The organism is Bacillus sp. XF8 (assembly GCF_017498755.1).
In the GTDB taxonomy this organism is placed as follows: Bacteria; Bacillota; Bacilli; order Bacillales; family Bacillaceae_G; genus Bacillus_A; species Bacillus_A bingmayongensis.
The window spans coordinates 1-22418 of the sequence record NZ_JAGDQK010000058.1 but is presented as its reverse complement, the minus strand read 5'-3'; the positions used below and the strand labels follow the sequence as shown (position 1 = coordinate 22418).

Genomic DNA, 22418 nt, shown 5'->3' with positions numbered 1-22418 from the left:
TTGAGCCCTGTGGAATACAGAATCCAATCCTTATTAGCTGCTTAGAATATTTGTCTAACTTTTTGGGTTCACTTCATATTAGACTAAACTCTTCAATCCAATAAATAAAAGGTTTAAAATTAACCGCCAATTACCTATGTACTTTATTGCCTACATACGTAATTCGTTGGTTATTAAATTTTGTTATGAAATACGCTTAACACCTTGATACTACAGCGTTTACGAAGCTTTATGTTCAAGTCTCAGCTTATCCGCAACCATTGCGATAAATTCTGAATTCGTAGGTTTTGCTTTTGACATCGATACAGTATAACCAAATAAGGACGAGATTGAATCAATATTCCCACGACTCCACGCTACTTCAATCGCATGACGAATTGCACGTTCCACACGGCTTGCTGTCGTATTATATTTTTTCGCAATATCCGGATATAAAACTTTTGTAATAGAGCCAAGGAGCTCGATATCGTTATATACCATAGATATTGCCTCTCGCAAATACATGTATCCTTTAATATGAGCTGGTACACCAATTTCGTGAATAATGCTTGTAATACTCGCATCTAGATTCTTCGGTTTTCCATCTACTGTTGTTGCAGATCGAAAAGATGGTAGTGGACGTTTAATTGTAGTATTCGCTTTACCGCTCACTTGACGAATATGACTCGTTAAATTTTCCATATCAAATGGCTTTAAGATGAAATAAGAAGCACCTAAATCAACTGCTTTTTTCGTTACATCTTCTTGTCCAAATGCTGTTAACATGATAACATTGGGCTGCTTTAGTCGTTCAATATGTCGCATTTTCTCTAGTACCGCTAGACCATCTAGATGAGGCATAATAATATCTAAAACGAGTACATCTGGTTGTTTCTCTTTCAGTAAATTTAAACACTCCTGACCATTATAAGCGATTCCAATCACTTCCATATCGTCTTGAGCAGCAACATAACTTTCTAGCATTGATACTAGTTCCTTATTATCATCCACAAGACACACTTTAATTTTCTCCACAGCTTTTCCTCCCTTACCGAATCGATTCTCCCGACATGTGTAAGCTTCTAGGCTACATGAATTGTTCGACAATTGTGTGAAATTTCCCTTTTAAAGTTTCTTAATTTCCGATAAAATCACAAAAAAATATGTTTATCGTTCATTTACTTTCTTTCTTTACACATTCCATCATAGGTTTACAACGAAACGTTCACTCATTTCTTTTATTTTACAACAAAAAACAGCTCTTGCGGAGCTTTTACAAAATTTCAACGAATTTCTCAACAAAAAAGCAAGCTGATGCTAGTCAGCTTGCCTTTTTCTCTTGCTCATAAATATTAATTCCTGCTTCATGTAGCATCCATTCAATATGGACACCATACCCTGAAGTTGGATCATTAACGAATACATGTGTAACAGCACCAATCATTTTTCCATTTTGAACAATCGGACTACCACTCATCCCTTGAACAATACCACCCGTTTTGGCCAACAAGCGTTTGTCTGTAACTTTTACAACCATTCCTTTTGTAGCTGGGAACTTTTGTGGTACCGTGCTTACGATTTCAATATCAAATGCCTCTACTTTATCTTGATCGATAACTGTTAGTATTTTCGCTGGTCCTTCTTTCACTTGATGTGATAACGCAATTGGCATTGCTTCATCCATTATGCCATTTTTTATACCTGTACTTAACTTGCCAAAAATACCAAACGGACTATTTATTGTAATATTACCAATCACTTCACGATCCGGTGAAAATCTTGCTAATTTCTCTCCTGGATTTCCATGACTACCGCGTTCGATGGAAGTAACTGTTGAACGAACAATCTGTCCATCCTCCACTTGAATTGGCTTTTTCGTATCATTATCAGAAATAACATGACCAAGCGCTCCATATTTCATGGAATCCGTATGAACAAAGGTCATCGTTCCAATACCAGCGGCTGAATCACGAATATATAAACCAATTCGATAAGACGACTCACCATTATCTTTTTCTGGTGTTAGTTTTGTGCGAATATACTTACCATCTCGTAATAAGACAAGGTTAAGTGGTTCACCTGTTTTTCCACTATCATGAATGAAAGGTGCCACATCGCTCATTCTCTCAATTGTTTTCCCATTAATTTCAGTAATCATATCCCCAACTTGTACACCAGCCACTTCTCCAGGTGATACTTTCCCTCTCTCTGTTCGAATTAAATGATGCCCAACAACAAGTACACCTTTTGTATTCAATTTTACTCCAATTGATTGCCCACCTGGAATTACTTTAAAATCTTTTAATACTTTAACATTTACTTTTTTAACCGGAAAGCCAGCAAGTTGAAAAACCATATCCGCTTCACCATTTTGGTGCGAATTTACTACAAGTCCAGATTTCTGTTCTGTATTTGAACTTACTGTAAAAACATTATGATTTGTCGATGAAGCCTGAAAAACTGGAAATGATGCTATTTCTGATTGTTGTCCCTCAAAAATAACGAGTTGCTTTGGGGATGAAATAAACGTGCGAAGCGGTTTAAAACATCCGATAAAAATTAATGAAACAAGGAGACAAAGACCTATTATTTTTCGGAATTGCTCTAATTTCAATTCGTTCACTCTCCTCGCTCCTACCCCACATTCAGCCTAACGACTTCATCTTTTAATCTCTCCTTGCAACGCTTTGTTTATAACCGGAAGAATTAAGAAATCATCATTTGAGCAAAAAAGCTATCCATTATTGGATAGCCTCTGCTGTCTGTTTAAAACGATGTGCTTGCGTAAGTAACTCTTTTGCATGTTCCGTCGTTAAATCAGTAATTTCCACGCCAGAAATCATTCGAGCAATCTCCGTTACCTTATCCTCTGTACTTAATACAGTAACTGATGTAATCGTCCGATCATTTGCAACTTGTTTACGGATAAATAAATGCGAATCCGCCATCGACGCTACTTGAGGTAAGTGCGTAATACAAAGTACTTGCGAGTTTACAGATACACGATAAATTTTTTCCGCAATCGCTTGTGCCACTCGGCCACTCACTCCTGTATCTACTTCATCAAAAATAACAGATGCAACACCTTGATGCTTAGAAAAAATACTTTTCAGAGCTAAAATAATACGGGATAATTCTCCACCAGAAGCTACTTTTGAAAGTGGTTTTAAAGGTTCACCTGGATTTGTTGAAATATAAAATTCCACATGATCGTATCCATCTGCCGTAAGTTTCACTGGCGCCCCATCTACAAGCGGATCATCAATAATTCCTTCTCTTTTCGCAATCCTCACTTCAAATTTTGTTTTTTCCATATACAGTTCTTTTAATTCTTGGTGGATTGCATCCGTAAGATGATCTGCCAGCTGATGACGCATATTACTCAATATCCTTGCTTCCTTCAAAATCACGCTTTCTAATTCTTTTAATTTCTTTTTCGTCGTTTCAATATGCACATCTTTATTTTCAATTGTAAAAATTTCTTGCTCTATTTTATCAGCATACGCTAAAATCTCTTCTACATTATTTCCATATTTTCTCTTTAGCATACGAATTTCATTTAAACGCGTTTCAATTTCGTCTAAACGGTTCGGATCATATTCCATCATATCTAACTTTTCCCGAAGCTGATAAGCAACCTCTTCTAATAAGTAGTAGCTATTAGCAATCGAATCATGATTCTCTTGATACGCCTCATCTAAGTGCGTAATGCTCTCCATTTGTCCCATTGCATTTCGTACATGGTCAAGTCCACTACCATCTTCGCTTAATGAACGGTATGCATCACCAAGCGCTTTATAAATTTTTTCGAAATTGGAGATTTTTAATCTCTCTTCCGTCAATTCATTTTCTTCATCAGCTTTCAAATCTGCTTTCCGAATTTCTTCGTGCTGGAATTGAATTAAATCTAACCGATGTGCCATCTGTTGCTCATTCTCTGTTAAAGATTTAAGTTGCTTTTTTAACTGCTCATACTCACCGTATACATCTTGATATATTTCTAATTGGTTCACGATACGATCTCCGTCGAAATGATCGAGCATAAACAAATGGCGTTCCTCATTCATCAAATCTTGGGTTTCATGTTGCCCATGAATATCGACAAGTGTTTTTCCAATTTCTTTTAATATACTCAATGTGACAAGCTTACCATTTACACGGCACACACTTTTTCCATTCGCAGCGATGTCACGTTTTAAAATGATCATCCCATCTTCAATTTCAATGTCCAGCTCTTCAGCCTTCGCAATACATGGATGTTTACTATCCTCTATATAAAATAAACCTTCAATTTCAGCTTTCTCTGTTCCGTATCTAACAAACTCTGCTGAACCACGGCCACCAACAAGTAAGCTGATTGCATCAATAATAATTGATTTTCCGGCACCTGTTTCACCACTTAAAACTGTTAAACCTTTTTGAAAAGAAATATTTAATGACTCAATAATAGCAAAGTTTCTAATCGATAATTCCGATAACAATGCCCCATTCACCTCGTTATAAACTAATCCCCTACTAAGGGCTTTCGCTGAGCACTTTTCACTCAAGTAGTTATTGTATGTAGCATTTACTCTTCTAGCCCGCTCCATTGTACCAAACATTTGTTTTACGGGTCAATCCATCGATTTCCTAACTTGATTCTAAAAAACACTATATTTCACTTTACATTCATCTATTTTCCTATAATAAAAAATATCTTGTTTACTTTCTGCTTTTAGCAAAAAAGTAAACAAGATTCTTTTTGTTACAGCATATTTAAGAAACGATCTGATACAACACCTGTATCTTCAGGCGTACGGCAAATGATTAAGCAAGTATCATCACCACAAATGGTTCCAATAATCTCATCCCATTCCAAATGATCAATAAGTGCTCCCAGCGCGTGTGCGTTACCTGGTAATGTTTTTAACACAAGCATATGTCCTGCTGTGTCTAACTTTACAAACGAATCGACTAGATTGCGTTTTAATTTTTGCAACGGGTTAAATCGTTGATCTGCTGGTAAGCTATATTTATAGCGACCATCATGTAATGGCACTTTTACTAAGTGCAACTCTTTAATGTCCCGTGATACAGTTGCTTGCGTTACATTAAAACCTTCATTACGTAAAATATCAACTAGTTCATCTTGTGTTTCAATTTCTTTATTCGCGATAATTTCTCTGATTTTAATATGGCGCTGACCTTTATTCATACATTTGCACCTCACACTATCTCTTACCATAGTTTAAACATTGGTATACTTCACTTATTTATGTTAACTTATAATCGTTTACTTGTACATAATTGTTTTTACAATCATTATACAATTCCAACAAAAAGAGGAACAACAACAGTTATTCCCCTTTCCCTTTTTGCTTTAAGACCTCGTGAGCTTCTGTTACAACTTGCTCTACAGAAACTAGAGAATGATTTTCACCACTCTCACGCTCACCATGCCATTTTAAATGAATTAAAAACTCAATATTTCCGTCTCCACCTGTAATTGGAGAGAATGTTAAGTTTTCAACATCATATCCTTCTTGTATTGCGAAATCAACAATCATTTCTACGACAGCCTCATGAACTTTACGATCCCGAACGATGCCCTTCTTCCCGACCTGCTCTCTTCCGGCTTCAAATTGTGGTTTAATTAAAGCCGCAACATCACCATTTGGAGTCAATATCGTTTTTAAGACCGGAAGAATTAATTTTAATGATATAAACGAAACATCAATGCTAGCAAACTGCGGCAAGCCACGCTCTAAATCAGCTGGTGTTACATAACGAAAATTCGTTCGTTCCATAACAACAACACGCTCATCTTGACGAAGCTTCCAAGCAAGTTGATTGTAACCTACATCTAAAGCGTAAGATAGCTTTGCACCATTTTGCAGCGCGCAATCTGTAAAACCACCAGTTGATGAACCAATGTCTAACATAATTTTATCTTGTAAATCAAGTTGAAAAGTCTCTAATGCCTTCTCTAACTTATAACCGCCACGGCTCACATATGGCATAACTTGTCCTTTTACCGTAATCGGTGTATCTTGTGGAATTTTTTCCCCTGGCTTATCGAGTCTCATTTCATTTGCATATACAAGTCCCGCCATAACAGCACGTTTTGCCTTTTCACGTGTTTCTATAAGCCCTCGTTCTACTAATAGTACATCTACTCTTTCTTTTTTCACACTCATTTGTTACGCCCTTTTTTGTTTTGATGGAATCATTGTATGGATACGGTCCACAACAGCATCTGTCGTTAAACCAATTTCTTCTAACAACTTTGTAACACTACCGTGTTCAATGAAATGATCCGGAATTCCCATTCGTTCAATTAAAGTACTGTGATATCCATGCTCAGTAGCAAATTCTACTACACCTGTACCAAACCCACCGATTAAACAAGCTTCTTCAATTGTTAAAATCGGCATATTCTTACCTAGGAGTTCATGTAAATATGTTTCATCCATCGGCTTAATAAAACGAGCATTCACGACTTTCACTGAAACTCCAGCCTTTTCGAGACGATCCGCCGCTTCCATTGCCATCGGAATCGTTGTACCAAACGTTAAGATTGCAGCTTGCGTACCTTCTTTCAAGGTTTCCCATGTACCAATTGGAATAGCTTTGAGTTCTTCATCCATTTGAACACCAAGTCCATTTCCACGCGGATAACGCAGAGCAATTGGACCATCTTCATATTGCATTGCCGTATACACTAAATGCTGACCTTCATTTTCATCTTTCGGCATCATAAGGACGATATTTGGCAAGTGACGTAAAAACGCGATATCAAATACACCTTGATGCGTTTCACCATCTGCTCCAACCAATCCAGCACGGTCAATTCCAATGAAGACATTTAAATTTTGACGGCATATATCATGAACAACTTGGTCATATGCACGTTGTAAAAATGTTGAGTAAATCGCTAAGAACGGCTTCATTCCTTGCGTTGCCATTCCAGCCGCCATCGTCGTTGCATGTTGCTCAGCAATCCCCACATCAATCATTCGATCTGGGAATTCTTGATGAAACTTTTCAAGCTTAGAACCAACTGGCATTGCTGGTGTAACCGCAACGATACGCTCATCCGTTCTTGCAAGCTTACGAACTGTCTCACTTACAACCGCACTCCATGCCGGTGCAACTTCTTTCGGCTTCACAAAATCACCAGATTCGATTTTATATGGTCCTGTTCCATGCCAAGTTCCAATCACATCGCTCTCTGCTGGCTTATAGCCTTTTCCTTTTTTCGTAATCACATGAACAAGTACCGGGCCTTTTGTTTTCTTTGCATATTGAAGCGTTTCAAATAAGTTTTCATAACTATGCCCATCAACAGGACCTAAATATGTAAACCCTAATTCTTCAAAAAAGACACCTGATACAAGTAAATATTTTAAGCTATCTTTTACTTTTTCTGCGGTTGCTGCAACTTTTCCACCAACTGCTGGGATTTTCTTGAGTAAATACTCTAGTTCATCTTTCACCCATTGGTATTTTCCAGCAGTACGCAGGCGACCAAGAACGTTATGAAGAGCCCCAACATTCGGAGCAATCGACATTTCATTATCATTTAAGATAACAATCATATCTGTTTTCTCATGGCCAATATGGTTTAACGCTTCTAAAGCCATTCCGCCAGTCAAAGCGCCATCCCCAATAATTGGTATAATGCACTCTTTCGTTTTCTTTAAATCGCGTGCTAAAGCCATTCCCATTGCAGCAGATAATGAAGTCGAACTATGACCTGTTTCCCATACATCATGCTCACTCTCGCAACGTTTTGGGAAACCACATAGACCTTTATATTGTCTTAATGTGCCAAACTCTTTTGCACGCCCTGTTAAAATTTTATGCACATAGGATTGATGTCCTACATCCCATAAAAATTTATCTTTCGGACTATCAAATAATTTATGCAGAGCAATTGTGAGTTCTACTACACCTAAGTTAGGAGCAATATGTCCACCCGTTTGAGAGAGCTCTTCAATTAAAAACTTCCGAATATCCTCACTCAATGCCTCTAGTTCGCTGATAGACATATCTTTCAAAAAACTAGGGTTTTGAATTTGCGTTAGATCCACATGGATCACTCACTTTCGTTTCATAATCTGTCAACATGTCAAATACTATAAAAAATATTTGAACAACACAAGAAATTCTTCAATATCTTTCCTATTACACTTTATTCTATCCTGCTTGAACAGACAATTCGTCATCTTCCTCTATGTTGTTAGAAAACGAAATATCCCATTCAAGTAAGAAGCCTACGTGAATCATAGCTTCTCTATCCGATGAAAAAAGAGCCGCTAACACAAAGTGATAACGGCAACGTAATCTAGATATATTTTTGCCAATAACAATAAAAGAAAAACCTTTTTCTACATTTATATCACAAATTGATAAATGACTCAACAAATGAAAACGCTCTTACATTAGTTATTACGCTTTGCGATTAAATCACAAATTGATAATAAATACTCATCTTGTAATTGTAAAGATGCTATCGCATCTTTCGCTTTGACAATTGTTTCTTCTAAGATACATTTTGCCTCATCTATAGTAAATAACGTCGTATATGTACTTTTTTCATTGGAAGCATCACTACCAATTGGTTTTCCAATTTCCTCTTCTGTACCTTCTACATCTAAAATATCATCTCGAATCTGGAAAGCCAGCCCAATATATTTTGCAAACGCAAGTAGTTTTTTCTCTTGCTCTGGCGTTGCTCCTGCAAGTATAGCTCCTGCAAGCACGGCGTATTCTAATAAACGCCCTGTTTTATGTTTATGAATATATTCTAATTCACTAGCCCCTAGCTGCTTTCCTTCCGCTTCCATATCCGCTACCTGTCCAGCAACCATTCCCTCTGGTCCAGCTGCTTTTGCAAGTTCAAGCGCAAGTCTTAGCTTTGTTTCTGTAGAAACGTCTTGGTGATCGTACGCTGTCACTACTTGGAAAGCATATGTTAACAATCCATCTCCTGCTAAAACGGCCATTGCTTCACCAAATACTTTATGGTTTGTTGGTTTTCCTCGTCTTAAATCATCGTCATCCATACATGGTAAGTCATCATGTATTAATGAATACGTATGAATCATTTCAAGAGCACAAGCTGCTCCTATGCCTAGTTCTCTTTCCTTTTCAAACGCTTGCAACGTTGCAAATAAAAGTAACGGACGGAGGCGTTTTCCGCCCGCTTCCAATGAGTATGTCATCGCTTCACGAAGTACATTTGAACATTGTAATTGATTTGCATAGCGTACAAGCTGCTCCTCGACGAAAGTTTTACTCTCTTTCACAAAAGCATCAAAAGCTACATATGCCACTATGCTTCATCTCCTACAGCAGTAAATGGTCTAAGTTCTCCATCTTCTCCAAGGATAACTGCCATTTGTTCTTGTACATCTTTCAATTTCTCATCACATAACTTAGATAATTCCATACCCTCTTTAAAATATGAAATCGCTTCTTCTAAAGGAACATCGCCTTGTTCGAGCTTAGAAACAAGATGTTCAAGCTGAGAAATTGCTTCTTCAAAGCTTAATTTATTTTCCATTGTCCAATTCACGCTCCTCTATGCCCGATACGTTACAATCTAACACTCCATCTTGTAATTGTACTGAAACAACATCACCAAGGCTGACATCTTTTACACTTTTTAACACTTGCGTCTTCTCTCTATATACGAGCCCATATCCTCTCATCATTACTTTAAGTGGACTTAATGCTTCTAGTTTCTGAGCCACCCTCATAAACGAAAATTCTTTCGTTTGCAGTAATGTTTGCATTTCACGTTGCAATTGCCTTTGCAACGTTTCTGCCCTTGTCTTTGTTTGCAAAATCTTTTGAGAGGGATGATGCTTCTCCAAATAAAATGAGAGCTGTTTTAACTGATTTTTCTTTTTCTCTATATAACGCTCTTTCGCTAAAACTAACTGTTCAAGAGTACGATCTAACTGCTCTTCTTTTTGCTCATACACTTGCTTTGGATAACGAAACGCATACGATTTTTGAAGTGTTTGCAATTGTTCTTGCTTTTTATGTAACATCTCTCGCATTGCTCTTTGCAGACGAAGGGTTCGTTGTAACACTTTCTCCTGTAATTCAAGTATATTTGGTGCTGCAAGTTCTGCTGCTGCCGTTGGAGTTGGTGCACGTAAATCTGCTACAAAATCAGCAATTGTAAAGTCTGTTTCATGTCCAACTGCTGAGATGATTGGGATTTCACTTGCAAAAATCGCTCGCGCAACCATTTCTTCATTAAAGGCCCATAGCTCTTCAATAGAACCGCCTCCACGACCGACAATTAATACATCTATATCCTTCATCTCATTCGCTGTTTGAATCGCTTGTACAATTGAGGGAGCCGCAGACTCCCCTTGTACAAGTACCGGAAATACAATAACATTCCCAATTGGATAACGGCGTTTAATCGTCGTTATAATATCACGAATCGCCGCTCCCGTTGGTGATGTAATAACACCAATTGTTTTTGCATATGCAGGAATTGGCTGTTTATATACTTGAGAAAACAATCCTTCTTCTTCTAGTCTAACCTTTAATTGCTCATAAGCTAAGTGAAGATTACCAATTCCATCAGGCTGCATGTCATGAACATAAATTTGGTATGAACCACTTGCTTCATAGACAGAGATTTTCCCTTTTACAAGCACCTTCATTCCATCTTCTGGCCTAAACTTTATATTACGATTATGCCCCGCAAACATAACCGCTGCTATCCTTGCATTTTCATCCTTTAATGTGAAATACATATGGCCACGGCTATGATATTTAAAGTTTGAAATTTCTCCTTTTAACCAAACAGACTGCAAATGCGGGTCATACTCTATTTTTGTTTTGATATAGCGTGTTAATGCTGTAACGGTTAAATATTGCTTTTCCATTTCTCTCTCCTCATAGCCGATTCAAATTATTTACAAGCAACCCCTGCACGTTTTGCAGATTCAACTGTATTATGAAGGAGCATTGTAATTGTCATTGGACCGACTCCTTTTGGTACTGGTGTAATATAACCTGCGATATCTAGTACATTATCAAAGTCAACATCACCGCATAGTTTTCCTGTCTCTAGACGATTGACACCAACATCAATTACAACTGCGCCTTCTTTTATATAGTCAGCTGTTACCATTTTTGGTCTTCCAACTGCTACAATTAAAATATCAGCTAACTTTGATAATTCTTTTATATTTTTCGTTTTGGAGTGACAGTATGTTACAGTCGCATTTTCATTTAAAAATAGCTGTCCCACTGGTTTTCCAACAATATTACTTCTTCCAATTACAACAACATGTTTTCCTGAAATATCAAGATTTGTTTCTTTTACTAATTCCACAATGCCATGCGGTGTACACGGAAGAAATGTATCTTGTCCCGTCATCATACGGCCAACGCTGATTGGATGGAATCCATCTACGTCCTTTTCAGGTGAAATTCTTTCAATGATAGCTTTCTCTTCAATATGTTTCGGTAAAGGCAATTGTACTAATATTCCATTAATACGGTCATCCTCATTTAAGCGATCGATTTCAGCTAACAAACGCTCTTCTGTAATTGTATCTGGAAACTCAATTAACTCTGAATAAATTCCAACTTGTTCACAGCCCTTTTCTTTTCCTTTTACATAAGAACGAGATGCTGGATCTTCTCCAACTAAAATAACTGCTAATCCTGGTACAATCCCTTGCTCTTTCAACTTCACAACTTCTTCTTTTAATTGTGCTCGTTTTTTCTCCGCAACTTCATTTCCTTTGATGATTACTGCTACCATTTTAAGATTCCCCCTTAAAGAAATTACAGTGTGTTTTTTATATTAGATAAAACGCCGTTTATAAAACGACGAGATTCCTCATCCCCAAATGTTTTTGCAATTTCAATTGCTTCGTTAATTGTTACATTGTGTGGAATTTCTTCCATATACTTCATTTCATACACAGCTAGACGTAAAATACTGCGGTCCACAATACTAATACGTTCTAATTTCCACTTCTTTAAATTTTGACGAATTGCTTCATCAATTGCTTCTTTATTCTCTACAAAACCAACAACAAGTGATTCTAAAAACTCATTTGTTTCTTCGCCTTCTTCTAGCGTATTTTCCACCGCTACTTTCGGCTCTAATTCTCCAGTAATATCCATTTGGTATAATGCTTGCATGGCTCTTTCTCTAGCCGTCCTACGTTTCATTGTAACTCTCCTTTATACTTCAAGTCTTTCCTTATGTTTTGTTATATTATTATAATTTATAAGCCGTCAATTTACTTACTCTTACAGTTTTCATTGATTTTGCAACCTTATAATACAATGATAATAACACAATTTATCGTTTCATACACGAGTTACAAGGCTGAAAAATAATAAAAAGATTAACTTCAAGTTCCATATCCTATCACAATGTACGTTTTTTGGAAAAACGCATCATTTTCTTTTTATATTTCGCATTTTTTAAAATAGTATAATAATTAGAGGGTGTTGTGCGTGAAGAGATGAAACGAGAAAAAAGGTGCCCATTTGACAAGGCACCTTCTCATTCTTACACTGGCTCGATTTCTGTTTTTTGCGTTTCGAATGTTACGCCAACGATGTGAACATTCACTTCTTTCGGCTCAAGACCCGTCATTGTAAAGAGTGCTTGGCGAATATTATCTTGAATTTTTTGTGCAACAACTGGGATTGCTACACCAAAATACATGACAACATAAACGTCAACGATAATATCGTCGTTTACTAATTCAACCTTCACGCCTTTACCGTGATTTTTCTTTCCTAACTTCTCAACAACATCTGTAGCAAAGTTACCACGCATTGCCGCTACACCATCTACTTCAGCAGCAGCGATGCCTGCAATTACCTCAATTACTTCTGGTGCAATTTCTACTTTTCCAAGGGTTGTATCTTGACCCATATCTAACATATGTTCAGCCATGAAAAAAACCTCCTTTAAATGTATCACTGCGTCACAAGTTCATGCTCTTCCAAAAATTTCGTATTAAATTCCCCTTTTATAAAATCAGGATGATCTAGCAATTGTAAATGGAACGGGATTGTCGTATGTACGCCTTCAATGACAAATTCACTAAGCGCTCGCTTCATTTTTGCAATTGCTTCTTCACGTGTTTTCCCGTGAACAATTAATTTTGCAATCATTGAATCATAAAAAGGTGGAATTGAATATCCAGGATAAACAGCTGAATCGACGCGAATACCAAATCCTCCTGGTGGTAAATACATTTCTACCTTCCCTGGAGATGGCATAAAGTTTTTGGCAGGGTTTTCCGCATTAATTCGACATTCTATTGCCCAACCGTTAAATTGTACTTCTTCTTGCTGTAACGATAGCGTTTCTCCAGAAGCAACGCGAATCTGTTCTTTAATTAAATCCACCCCCGTTACTAGCTCTGTAACCGGATGTTCTACTTGAATTCGCGTGTTCATTTCCATAAAGTAAAAGCTTTTCGTTTTATATTCATAAATAAACTCAACCGTACCAGCACCTGTATAATCAACCGCTACCGCTGCTTTTACTGCCGCTTCACCCATTTGCTTACGAATGTTGGCATCAAGTGCAGGCGAAGGACTTTCTTCTAATAGTTTTTGCAAACGGCGCTGAATTGTACAATCACGCTCTCCTAAATGAATCGCATTGCCATGTGTATCTGCCATTATTTGAATCTCAACATGGCGGAAATCTTCAACGTACTTTTCTAAGTATACACCAGGGTTTCCAAAAGCGGTACTAGCTTCTTGCTGTGTAATTTGAATCCCTTTTACAAGCGCCTCTTCATCACGAGCAACACGGATGCCTTTTCCGCCGCCACCCGCAGTTGCTTTAATAATGACCGGATATCCAATTTGATTTGCAAGTTCTATTGCTTCTTCTGTGTTTTTTATAATTCCTTGTGAACCTGGTACAATCGGAACCCCTGCTTCTTTCATTGTATCACGAGCAACGTCTTTTGTACCCATTTTTGAAATTGCTTCTGGGCTAGGACCAATAAAAATTAAATTACATTCACGGCATAGTTCTGCAAAATCTGCATTCTCCGCTAAAAATCCATAACCAGGATGAATTGCATCACAACCTGTTAATTTTGCAACGCTTATAATATTTGTTAAATTTAAATAGCTTTCTTTCGACATTGTCGGCCCAACGCAATACGCTTCATCTGCGATTTGCACATGAAGTGATTCTTTATCCGCTTCTGAATAAATAGCTACTGTTTCAATATTCATCTCTTTACAAGCACGAATAATTCGTACAGCAATTTCCCCACGATTGGCTATCAATACTTTTTTTATCATCACAAAGACTCCCTTATTACGCTTTTACAAGAAATAGCGGTTGTCCATACTCAACAAGTTGTCCGTTGTTAACAAGAATTTCAACAATCTCTCCATTTACTTCTGCTTCAATTTCATTAAAGAGCTTCATCGCTTCAACAATACAAACAACTGTCCCTTCTGAAACACGATCTCCAACACTTACATATGCTGGTGTATCAGGAGAAGAAGAGGCATAGAATGTTCCAACCATCGGTGATGTGATTTTATGTAAATTCTCATCTTGGACAACTTTCTTCTCTTCCTGCTTCGGTGCTTCTACCTGAGCCGCTGCTACTGCTGTTTCCGTTTCTACCGCTTGCGTTTGTAATGCTTGCTTCACTACTGGAGCTGTCTGCATTGAAACGACTTCATTACCACGCTTTTTCATTTTAATTGTCGTACCATCTTTTTTGTATTCAAATTCATCAATATTAGAGCTATCAATTAACTTAATTAATTCACGAACTTCTTGAATTTTAAACATGTAAAATCCACTCCCATACACTTGTTTATCCCGCTCTTACAGATACTGAACATATAAAAGCAAACTACGTTGTCTGTAAAGATACGATTCATTCTACTAGAGAAATCATTCCTATAACATTTTCTAATAGAAACTTTTGCTACTCTCATCTTACGATAAATATTTTCAACATTCCAATTTATATTTCTTTACGATAAATCGAAATTCCTGTAAAAATATTATTTCACTAAAAAATTATCACCTAGTAATAATACCAAGTTTCACTCGAAATTGGCAAGACCACTTCATAAAAAACATGTTTTTTCTTTTTTAGAACTATGAAATAGAAAGCTTAGATTTACTGTTCTCCCTAAATGCATTTTGATTTTCCAACATATAAATCGTTGCTATGAAGAACAAAGGAGAACCACTCTCGTTTTCTCTCTTTGTTTTAAACTTGGCACGGGGCAGAAAAAGGATCTGACCACTTCTATGCATGGACGGATCCCCTCTACCTCCTAAAAAGAAAGAATTCCTTTCGCTTTTTCACTTTTTATGTATATCCCTTTATTTGTTGATTTATCAAAACATATTTTACCAAATATTATTTTTTTATTTACAAGCCGTTCATCCTTCCTTCACATACGAATAGTATGTTCAAAGTAAAATATCTTGTAGTGAGGTGCAGAAATATGATATGGCTCATCTTGTTCGTACCAGCTGTATTGATCTGGCTCATCGTTGTCTTCACTCATATAAAATACGGAAAAGGCAATCACCATTACCACGAACCTTTAATTTTTCACTCTCAGCGCATTTCTCCTTTCCCTATAGAAAACATTGCAACCACTCAAAAAGATGAAATAGAAAAGAGCTATCGAAAACGATAGCTCTTTTCTATTTCCCCCGCTGTTCGCGAGTAGTACTTGCAGTGCATATTTAAATTACTGGTAGATATATATTTTATTTTACTGGATCAAACTTGACGCCTACATCTTTGGATCCTGCCTCAGCGCGAACAAGTTGGATAATTTTATTTGCTTCTTTTTGAGAATGCTTCGTAGCTTTTACTGTGACTTTAATATCCTCTCCATCCGCTCTTACAAGCGCATCTTTGTAGCCACCTTGTGATTTAATCACTGTTTCAAGCAATCCTTCCTTTGTTTCCATCTTATCGATTGCGTTTAATTGATCTTTCGCTTTACTTATTTCTTCGGCAGAAGATTTTGTTGATTTCATAACCTCTTGTAATTTTTCTTTCTCTGCACTGCGTTGATCTTCCATTTTTAAACGAAGTGCTGTAAAGTTTTCATCACTTGATTGAATAGTTACATCGCCTTCTTTTTTACCTGTTTCTTTTTTACTATCATCTTTTTTTTCTGTTTCTTTGCTCGATGTTTCTTTTGAAGTAGCTTCCTTATTCGATGTTTCCTTTGTTGTTTCTTTCGTCACTTCTTTTTCAATACCTTGCTTTTCTTGTCCAACCTTTTCACCCGCTGTCGGTGTTGCAGTATTCATTTTCTCAGGTGTTGTGACATAGTATACGGACAACACAACTACTAAACTTAGCATTGTTAATAACCAAACTGTTTGTTTTTTTAACACTTTAGTTCCTCCCTAACCCTTTTTTGGTAGTACCGCTACGCGGTGAGATGGTACATCAAGCATACGTGTTACCGCTTCTTTCACCATTGCTTTTATTTGTATATTATCCACTCCTTTGGCTACGACAAGGACACCTCGCACTTTCGGTTTCTCTGTTCGCAGTACAATCGGAGTTTCTTTATCACCTTCGCGTATAATCACTGTTTTTTCATCAATTGATTCATCTTCAACTTGCCTTTTGCCTCCTGTTTTATCTGTTTCACCTGTTGTTTGTGATCGTTTTACAATATTTCTTTCGAGTATTTTTTGTTCAGATGAATCTAAGTTCACTTCAATAGATACATTTTTTACCCCTGTTATATCTTCTAATGAAGATTTCAATTCTTGTTCATATGCTTTTTCATATTTTTCTACAATTGACATGTTATCGTTATTCTTTTGTCCAAAGGTTGGCACATCTTTTCCTGAATCTTGACTTGTCTTTTCTTTGAATACAGGCACTTCTTCTTTTTTCGGTTGAAAGAAATTACTAGAAAACATAAGCAACATTCCAAGTATAAGTAGGACAAGCAAAAACTTTGGTGTTACCTTTTTTCCCTTCTCCTTATCATCTGCTTCGTCCCCTTTTAATAAGTTGCGAAAAAATGAGAATCTCGAATTTTTATTTTTATTGTCCATTTACTCTACCTGTCCCCCTTCCATTTGAACTTGGATTTGTTTATCCTCTAGCTGCCACCTGCTTGAAAAGAACTGTTTCATTTCTATGTTTGTTTCTTCCGAAGTTTCTCGTGGTTCTTTCGTATCAATTTCAATTGGTTTTACTGTTTCAATGGCGTCATTTTTCTTTGGTTCAGTTTCTTGTAATGTCACAATAACAGATTGAATATCTTTTTCTGTTTTTACTTCTTCCTTAGTTTCTGCTGCGATTACTTTTATTTCAGACACTGTCACGCCATACTTTTTCTCAAATTCTTTTCCAACTTCTTTTTTCATTTTGACAGCCATCTCTTCTAAACTATATGCACGTGTTAGGGCTTGTATTTCTTTTTTCTTTTCATCAATTGAATTTTTTATTGATCCATCCGCTACGTATTTTTCTTGATTAAAATTCGCAATCACTTCATTTACATCTGTTTGTAACAATTTAAATAGCGGCGTCAAGATTAAAACGACTAACAATAAGCTCACAACAAATTTGACATACTTTTGTAAATTCGAATTAGGAAGGATAAGATGCAGCATCGTCGCTAAGAGCAAAAATACGATAATATTTCGAATCCACTCTGTAACAAATTGCATACCCATCACCTCCTATCGCATCATGAGGGTAATGTTCCCTGCAGCAATAATAATGGTAATGCTTAAAAAGAACATAAAGGATACGATAGCTAAGCAGGCAAATACATAAATGATACTTCGTCCTATAATATCCAAACATTTAATAATAGCTCCCCCACCAACTGGCTGTAGTACTGCTGCTGCGAATTTATAAATAAACGCGATACAAAAAATTTGAATCGCTGGAAAAGCAACGATTAAACATAAGATAACAAGCCCGATAATCCCAACCGTATTCTTTAACAACCCAGAGGCACTAATAACAGTATCCGCTGCTTCTGTAAACATCCGGCCTACCACAGGAATAAAGTTTCCCGTTACAAACTTCGCTGTTTTAACAGCTATACCATCAGCGACTGCTGTCGCTGTCCCTTGCACAGATAATACTCCTAGAAAGACTGTTAAAAAAATACCAATGATCCCAACACTTACATTTTGCAAGAGCTTGGACAATTTCGTAACTTTATATTGATCACTCATTGTACTTACAATACTTAAGATGGTCGCAAGTAATAAGAGTGGAAGGACAATATAGTTCATGAGCAGCCCACTTGTATTCATTAAAAAAATGATAATCGGATGGAAGAATGATACTGATACAACCCCGCCTCCTGTCGCTATGAGCGCTAGGAGAATAGGAAGTAGAGCTAATATGAAATCTACCATCGTTTGAATCGTTTCTCGCGCATACGTCATTACTACATAAAAACTATTTAAAGCAAAAATAATTAGCACCATGTATACAACTGCATCTGCAATTTTACTAATGCTACTCTTTGAAAAAGCTGATTGTAAGGACTGTAATAGCGCACTAAAAATTGTGAGCATAATGAGCGTTCCGAGTAACTTTCCATTTGCAACAAGCTCATGAAATAAATATTTTAATAACCCCATCATCCATTCTTTTATGGAAAATTCCTTTTCGCCTTTTACAAATTCCATAAAACTCCCCTTTTGACTCTCTGGTAAATAACCTCCATATTTTGTGACAAGTCCATCCCAAAACTGCTTCACATCTTCGATTCCGAGTTTATCCAATTGCTGATCTACGACGTTTTTTTCTACAGGAGAAGCTTGTACGACAATTGGTAAAGAAAAGAAAAGGAAGCAAGCAAACAACAGCTTAGCTCCAAACCTTCGCAACATTCACTCCTCCTTATCCCGTAGGTAAAAAACCGAGAATTGTTTCAATGACAACCGTTAAAATAGGAATAGCCATAACAAGAATTAAAATTTTTCCCGCTAACTCAATTTTCGAAGCAATCGCTCCTTGACCAGCATCTTTTGTAATTTGCGCTCCAAACTCGGCAATATAGGCAATTCCAATGATTTTCAGCAGCGTCTCTACATAGACATTGCTCACTTTCGCCTCACTTGCAACTCTCTCAATCATTCTTAAAATAGAGTGGATTTGATCGATTAATAGCAGAAACATAACACTCGCGATGAACACAATAAACAAAGAAGTAATACTAGATTTATGTTGATTCAAAACAGCTGCTAAAAATGTCGCGACGAGGCCCAATCCGACAATTTGCAAGATCTCGATTCGAACCGCCCCCTTTACTGGAAGAGAAAGACACTTTTAATCTTGTCAAACAAAGTATTAATCAAAAATGCAACATGAAATAAAATAACGACAAAACCGACAAGAATAACCCAGTTTGCAATATCCTCCCGTTTTAACTCTTTTAGTACTGTATGAATGAAAGCTAAAACAATGCCGATTCCGGCGATTTGAAATATTAATCCAACATCGATGGACATCGCCTTTCTCCCCCCTATAGCAGTAAAATTACGATAAGCAGTCCTGCTAATACACCCAAACTCTTTATCATCTTTTCATATTGAAGTTGTAGCGCTTTCGCTTCACCCTCTTCTCTTTCTAAATGCGTAATACATAAACGAATATGCTTTTGTTGCGATTCACGGTCATGTTGTCCTAACGTTTCACCAAATTGTTGTAAAATCTCATATTCAGTTTGCTTAAATGCAGTTAGTTTCCAATTTTCTTGTAAACTATCGAGCCAAGCTTCTCTAACTGTTTGCTCACCGATTTCTAACCGCTTTGAAAAACTTTGAAATATCCAGTTCAAAGGCTTCGGCATTTGTTTTACTAAACGCTCTGCCGCTTCTGATAAAGGTGTATGCCCATACATAATTTCAGCTTCTAGCGATTGCAGCGCTGCTTTTAAAAGCCTAAGTTGACGAGGGCGTTCACTATATCTTTTTGCATACGAAAAACCAAAGAAAGTGCTCACCGCTACAATTAACACCGCACCAAATATTTTCACCATACGCTTTGAACCTTTCCTCGCCTTTGAACAGGCTTTCCATCTCCATCCTTCACTTGAACAACGGTTCCAGGTCCCTTTGCTTTTGATAGTTCAATAAAGCGATCAAACACACCAAGCTCCATCACAGCCTTTAATGATGGTCTTTTCATTACATCATCAAAAGAAAATCCGTGAGCACTTATAAAAAGCTGAACACCTGCATGGATTGCCTCCATAATTGCTTCGCTATCTTCCATACGCCCAATTTCATCCACTATTAATATATCCGGGCTCATAGAACGAATCATCATCATCATTCCTTCTGCTTTTGGACACGCATCCAGTACGTCAACACGCGGGCCAAACTCATATTGCGGAATCCCTTTTACACATCCGGCAATTTCTGAGCGCTCATCAACAATCCCCACTTTGCAAGAAGGAATTTTATAAGAACGAACTCCTTGGCTCATACAGCGTGCCACATCCCTGAGAAGTGTTGTTTTCCCAGTTTGCGGCGGACCAATTACCATTGTGTTTAACCAACGTGAGTCGTACAAATAAGATAGGAGTGGCTCGGCTATCCCTATTTTTTGACGGGCAATCCGAATATTAAATGATGACACATCTCGAATCATTTTAACTGCACTTTTCTCTGTGATTACTTTTCCAGCTAAACCAATTCTGTGACCACCGTGCAAAGTAACATACCCACGTTTCAACTCCTCTTCCATCGTATAAATAGAATATTGACTCAGCTTATTTAATAAGTAGATGGCATCCTCTGCTGTAACGACATAGTCATAAAAGAACACTTCTCCATGTGCAATACATTCAAGTGGCCTTCCGATCCGAACCCGAATTTCTTCTAACACGCTATATTGTTCACAGCCTTCAATGAACTGTTTCATATGCTTTGGTAAAACTTCTAATACTTCTTTCATAAGCTTCTCCCCACTATAATTGACTTACTATTTCAGCACCGCAATAAAAATACAGCCAATTCCAAGAGTTAGAAAAAAAAGTTTCAGAAAGGAAATTTCATTTGCAACGCTCGCAATACCAATTGTCATCGTTAGAATCAATACAGTCGGTCCAACAAATGCCAACATACCGTTTATAAACAATGCTTTTTTCGCATCATTCACATAGAGCATAAGCAAAGCGGCGAATATCTCCGCACTACCTGAAAACAACCGAAGCAACCCCATGACAAGCACGGATGTTTCCATTGCCGCCAGCCACTGTTTCATTCTCCCACCTTCTCCCCTACCAATTACTTTTCAGCTAGCTAAAAAATTCTTATTCCAAAAAGCATATATTTGTACAACCATATGCAGAGGTTGTCTATTTCAGAAGTAAAAACATAATTTTTCACATTACCATAATTAAAATCTGAATATTCCCATTAATTTATGTTATATTTAGTGTACGAAAGGGGGTTTTCTATGAAGCACGTCACATTATTACCACTCGATTTACAACATGCAGACATTATTTTTACATTATCTAGCGATCCACATGTGAAAGACGCCCTAGGGCTAAAAGTAGAAACGGTCGAAGATACAAAAGCATTTATTCGTTTTGCAATGGAAGAAGAACGAATAAAACAATCTCTATCCAGAGTAATTGTCAATGAACAACAAGAGATAATTGGCATTACCTCCCTCAAACATATCGATTACCAAAAAAAGACATCTCATATCGGGAGTTGGCTTGGCTATCCCTTTTGGGGACAAGGGTACAATGAAGCTGCTAAAAAGGAAATTTTTAGAATTGCATTTGAAGAATTAAACCTCGCATACGTATTTTCGGGTGCCAAAACTACTAATATCCGCTCTCAAAAAGCGCAGGAGAAACTACCTTATATTTCACTACATGTAGAAAAACAATTTCCAGCTGAACATGTCGCACTAGAAAAAGAAACCAAATTCCCTTGTGTACTGCATGTTATACCTCGTGAGAATTTTTTAAATTGGATGGAATTAAATAATTAGGAGGTTTTGCAGTGAAAGCAATTAAATTTATTATTACAATCACATTAGAAGTAATTGGAATCTACCTGTTTTCAAAAATGGTCGGTTGGTCATTTATGGAGGCCTTTTTTCTAGGAAGTTTAGCTATATTTGCGGTTATATGGTTAATTATCATGAACATATCTCGTAATGCCAATATGGATCACGCTGTATCCAAAGGCTTAACGGGTGTTGAAACCGGAGAAATAAAACCATTTCAAATCACATTAAATCCATACATAACAAGTACCCTGTCTCTTGTGGGCATTAGCCTTATTATAACTATTATTTATTATCTACCGTATTTCACATAAAAAAGCACTCGTGATGATGATGAAGTGAACCCTGAAAATGGGAAACACATCAAAACACCTAAACTACCTGTTCCTTATATTCTTTAGGGGATAGGTA

The 22418-nt window shown here is 37.0% G+C and carries 26 protein-coding genes and 1 pseudogene; 3 read left to right on the top strand and 24 right to left on the bottom strand.

All coding sequences use genetic code 11. The features are described from left to right. Positions 1-219: 219 nt before the first annotated feature. The 15 genes from spo0A to accB form a co-directional block, all read right to left on the bottom strand. Positions 220-1014: a sporulation transcription factor Spo0A gene (gene spo0A, locus J4P91_RS26640; protein ID WP_207996483.1), complete on the bottom strand. Its 795-nt coding sequence runs from the start codon at positions 1012-1014 to the stop codon at positions 220-222. 286 nt (positions 1015-1300) lie between these two features. Continuing rightward, complete coding sequence (spoIVB, locus tag J4P91_RS26635) at positions 1301-2602, bottom strand: SpoIVB peptidase (RefSeq protein WP_207996482.1); 1302 nt, start codon at positions 2600-2602, stop codon at positions 1301-1303. A 118-nt stretch (positions 2603-2720) separates the two neighbouring features. Continuing rightward, positions 2721-4460 carry a DNA repair protein RecN gene (gene recN / locus J4P91_RS26630; protein WP_207996481.1) on the bottom strand — a complete coding sequence of 580 codons (1740 nt, stop codon included), beginning with the start codon at positions 4458-4460 and terminating at the stop codon, positions 2721-2723. Positions 4461-4723: 263 nt separating this feature from the next. Continuing rightward, positions 4724-5173, bottom strand: coding sequence for an arginine repressor ArgR (gene argR / locus J4P91_RS26625; protein ID WP_001032579.1), 450 nt, complete (start codon positions 5171-5173; stop codon positions 4724-4726). Positions 5174-5315: 142 nt separating this feature from the next. Continuing rightward, positions 5316-6155, bottom strand: coding sequence for a TlyA family RNA methyltransferase (locus J4P91_RS26620; protein ID WP_207996480.1), 840 nt, complete (start codon positions 6153-6155; stop codon positions 5316-5318). A 3-nt stretch (positions 6156-6158) separates the two neighbouring features. Then, positions 6159-8051, bottom strand: a complete 1893-nt coding sequence (gene dxs / locus J4P91_RS26615; RefSeq protein WP_207996479.1) for a 1-deoxy-D-xylulose-5-phosphate synthase — start codon at positions 8049-8051, stop codon at positions 6159-6161. Between the two features lie 106 nt (positions 8052-8157). Further along, complete coding sequence (locus J4P91_RS26610) at positions 8158-8385, bottom strand: hypothetical protein (protein WP_207996478.1); 228 nt, start codon at positions 8383-8385, stop codon at positions 8158-8160. 17 nt (positions 8386-8402) lie between these two features. Then, positions 8403-9296, bottom strand: coding sequence for a polyprenyl synthetase family protein (locus J4P91_RS26605; RefSeq protein WP_207996477.1), 894 nt, complete (start codon positions 9294-9296; stop codon positions 8403-8405). Beyond that, positions 9296-9526: an exodeoxyribonuclease VII small subunit gene (gene xseB, locus J4P91_RS26600; protein ID WP_017150889.1), complete on the bottom strand. Its 231-nt coding sequence runs from the start codon at positions 9524-9526 to the stop codon at positions 9296-9298. Before xseB ends, J4P91_RS26605 begins: the two co-directional genes overlap by 1 nt. Next, a complete protein-coding gene (gene xseA / locus J4P91_RS26595; RefSeq protein WP_207996476.1) occupies positions 9516-10874 on the bottom strand; it encodes an exodeoxyribonuclease VII large subunit in 1359 nt (452 codons plus the stop codon). The genes xseB and xseA overlap by 11 nt, the downstream gene beginning before the upstream one ends. Before the next feature lie 26 nt (positions 10875-10900). After that, positions 10901-11761 (bottom strand): bifunctional methylenetetrahydrofolate dehydrogenase/methenyltetrahydrofolate cyclohydrolase FolD, encoded by an 861-nt coding sequence (folD, locus tag J4P91_RS26590; protein ID WP_017150887.1) that lies wholly within the window; start codon positions 11759-11761, stop codon positions 10901-10903. Between the two features lie 23 nt (positions 11762-11784). Then, on the bottom strand, positions 11785-12177 hold the full coding sequence (gene nusB, locus J4P91_RS26585; protein WP_207996475.1) for a N utilization substance protein NusB: 393 nt from the start codon (positions 12175-12177) through the stop codon (positions 11785-11787). Positions 12178-12523: 346 nt separating this feature from the next. Then, entirely contained in the window at positions 12524-12916 is a 393-nt protein-coding gene (locus J4P91_RS26580) for an Asp23/Gls24 family envelope stress response protein (protein ID WP_017150885.1), read from the bottom strand. A 23-nt stretch (positions 12917-12939) separates the two neighbouring features. Beyond that, on the bottom strand, positions 12940-14292 hold the full coding sequence (gene accC / locus J4P91_RS26575; protein ID WP_207996474.1) for an acetyl-CoA carboxylase biotin carboxylase subunit: 1353 nt from the start codon (positions 14290-14292) through the stop codon (positions 12940-12942). A 16-nt stretch (positions 14293-14308) separates the two neighbouring features. Further along, positions 14309-14797 (bottom strand): acetyl-CoA carboxylase biotin carboxyl carrier protein, encoded by a 489-nt coding sequence (gene accB / locus J4P91_RS26570; RefSeq protein ID WP_207996473.1) that lies wholly within the window; start codon positions 14795-14797, stop codon positions 14309-14311. A gap of 671 nt (positions 14798-15468) precedes the next feature. On the opposite strand from accB, the gene J4P91_RS26565 reads away from it, so the two are divergent. After that, positions 15469-15666: a DNA recombination protein RecO gene (locus tag J4P91_RS26565; RefSeq protein WP_207996472.1), complete on the top strand. Its 198-nt coding sequence runs from the start codon at positions 15469-15471 to the stop codon at positions 15664-15666. Between the two features lie 73 nt (positions 15667-15739). Here the strand turns inward: J4P91_RS26565 and J4P91_RS26560 are convergent, their stop codons facing one another. The 9 genes and pseudogenes from J4P91_RS26560 to J4P91_RS26520 all read right to left on the bottom strand — a co-directional run bounded on the left by J4P91_RS26560 (position 15740) and on the right by J4P91_RS26520 (position 21245). Continuing rightward, positions 15740-16381: a SpoIIIAH-like family protein gene (locus J4P91_RS26560; RefSeq protein WP_207996471.1), complete on the bottom strand. Its 642-nt coding sequence runs from the start codon at positions 16379-16381 to the stop codon at positions 15740-15742. Positions 16382-16393: 12 nt separating this feature from the next. Next, positions 16394-17059 carry a stage III sporulation protein AG gene (gene spoIIIAG, locus J4P91_RS26555; RefSeq protein WP_207996470.1) on the bottom strand — a complete coding sequence of 222 codons (666 nt, stop codon included), beginning with the start codon at positions 17057-17059 and terminating at the stop codon, positions 16394-16396. Further along, positions 17049-17680 (bottom strand): annotated as a pseudogene (gene spoIIIAF, locus J4P91_RS26550) (stage III sporulation protein AF). The gene spoIIIAG and the pseudogene spoIIIAF overlap by 11 nt, the downstream one beginning before the upstream one ends. 12 nt (positions 17681-17692) lie before the next feature. Beyond that, on the bottom strand, positions 17693-18865 hold the full coding sequence (gene spoIIIAE, locus J4P91_RS26545) for a stage III sporulation protein AE (protein ID WP_207996469.1): 1173 nt from the start codon (positions 18863-18865) through the stop codon (positions 17693-17695). A 10-nt stretch (positions 18866-18875) separates the two neighbouring features. Continuing rightward, complete coding sequence (gene spoIIIAD / locus J4P91_RS26540; protein ID WP_017150877.1) at positions 18876-19259, bottom strand: stage III sporulation protein AD; 384 nt, start codon at positions 19257-19259, stop codon at positions 18876-18878. A 23-nt stretch (positions 19260-19282) separates the two neighbouring features. Continuing rightward, entirely contained in the window at positions 19283-19486 is a 204-nt protein-coding gene (spoIIIAC, locus tag J4P91_RS26535) for a stage III sporulation protein AC (RefSeq protein ID WP_000020914.1), read from the bottom strand. A gap of 14 nt (positions 19487-19500) precedes the next feature. Beyond that, on the bottom strand, positions 19501-20016 hold the full coding sequence (gene spoIIIAB / locus J4P91_RS26530) for a stage III sporulation protein SpoIIIAB (protein WP_207996468.1): 516 nt from the start codon (positions 20014-20016) through the stop codon (positions 19501-19503). Continuing rightward, positions 20010-20936 (bottom strand): stage III sporulation protein AA, encoded by a 927-nt coding sequence (gene spoIIIAA / locus J4P91_RS26525; protein ID WP_207996467.1) that lies wholly within the window; start codon positions 20934-20936, stop codon positions 20010-20012. Before spoIIIAA ends, spoIIIAB begins: the two co-directional genes overlap by 7 nt. A 27-nt stretch (positions 20937-20963) precedes the next feature. After that, positions 20964-21245, bottom strand: a complete 282-nt coding sequence (locus tag J4P91_RS26520; protein WP_017150874.1) for a YqhV family protein — start codon at positions 21243-21245, stop codon at positions 20964-20966. 195 nt (positions 21246-21440) lie between these two features. Here J4P91_RS26520 and J4P91_RS26515 point away from each other — a divergent pair, with 195 nt between their 5' ends. Next, on the top strand, positions 21441-21989 hold the full coding sequence (locus J4P91_RS26515) for a GNAT family N-acetyltransferase (RefSeq protein ID WP_207996466.1): 549 nt from the start codon (positions 21441-21443) through the stop codon (positions 21987-21989). Between the two features lie 11 nt (positions 21990-22000). Continuing rightward, positions 22001-22321 (top strand): hypothetical protein, encoded by a 321-nt coding sequence (locus tag J4P91_RS26510; RefSeq protein WP_207996465.1) that lies wholly within the window; start codon positions 22001-22003, stop codon positions 22319-22321. Positions 22322-22418: the final 97 nt, after the last annotated feature.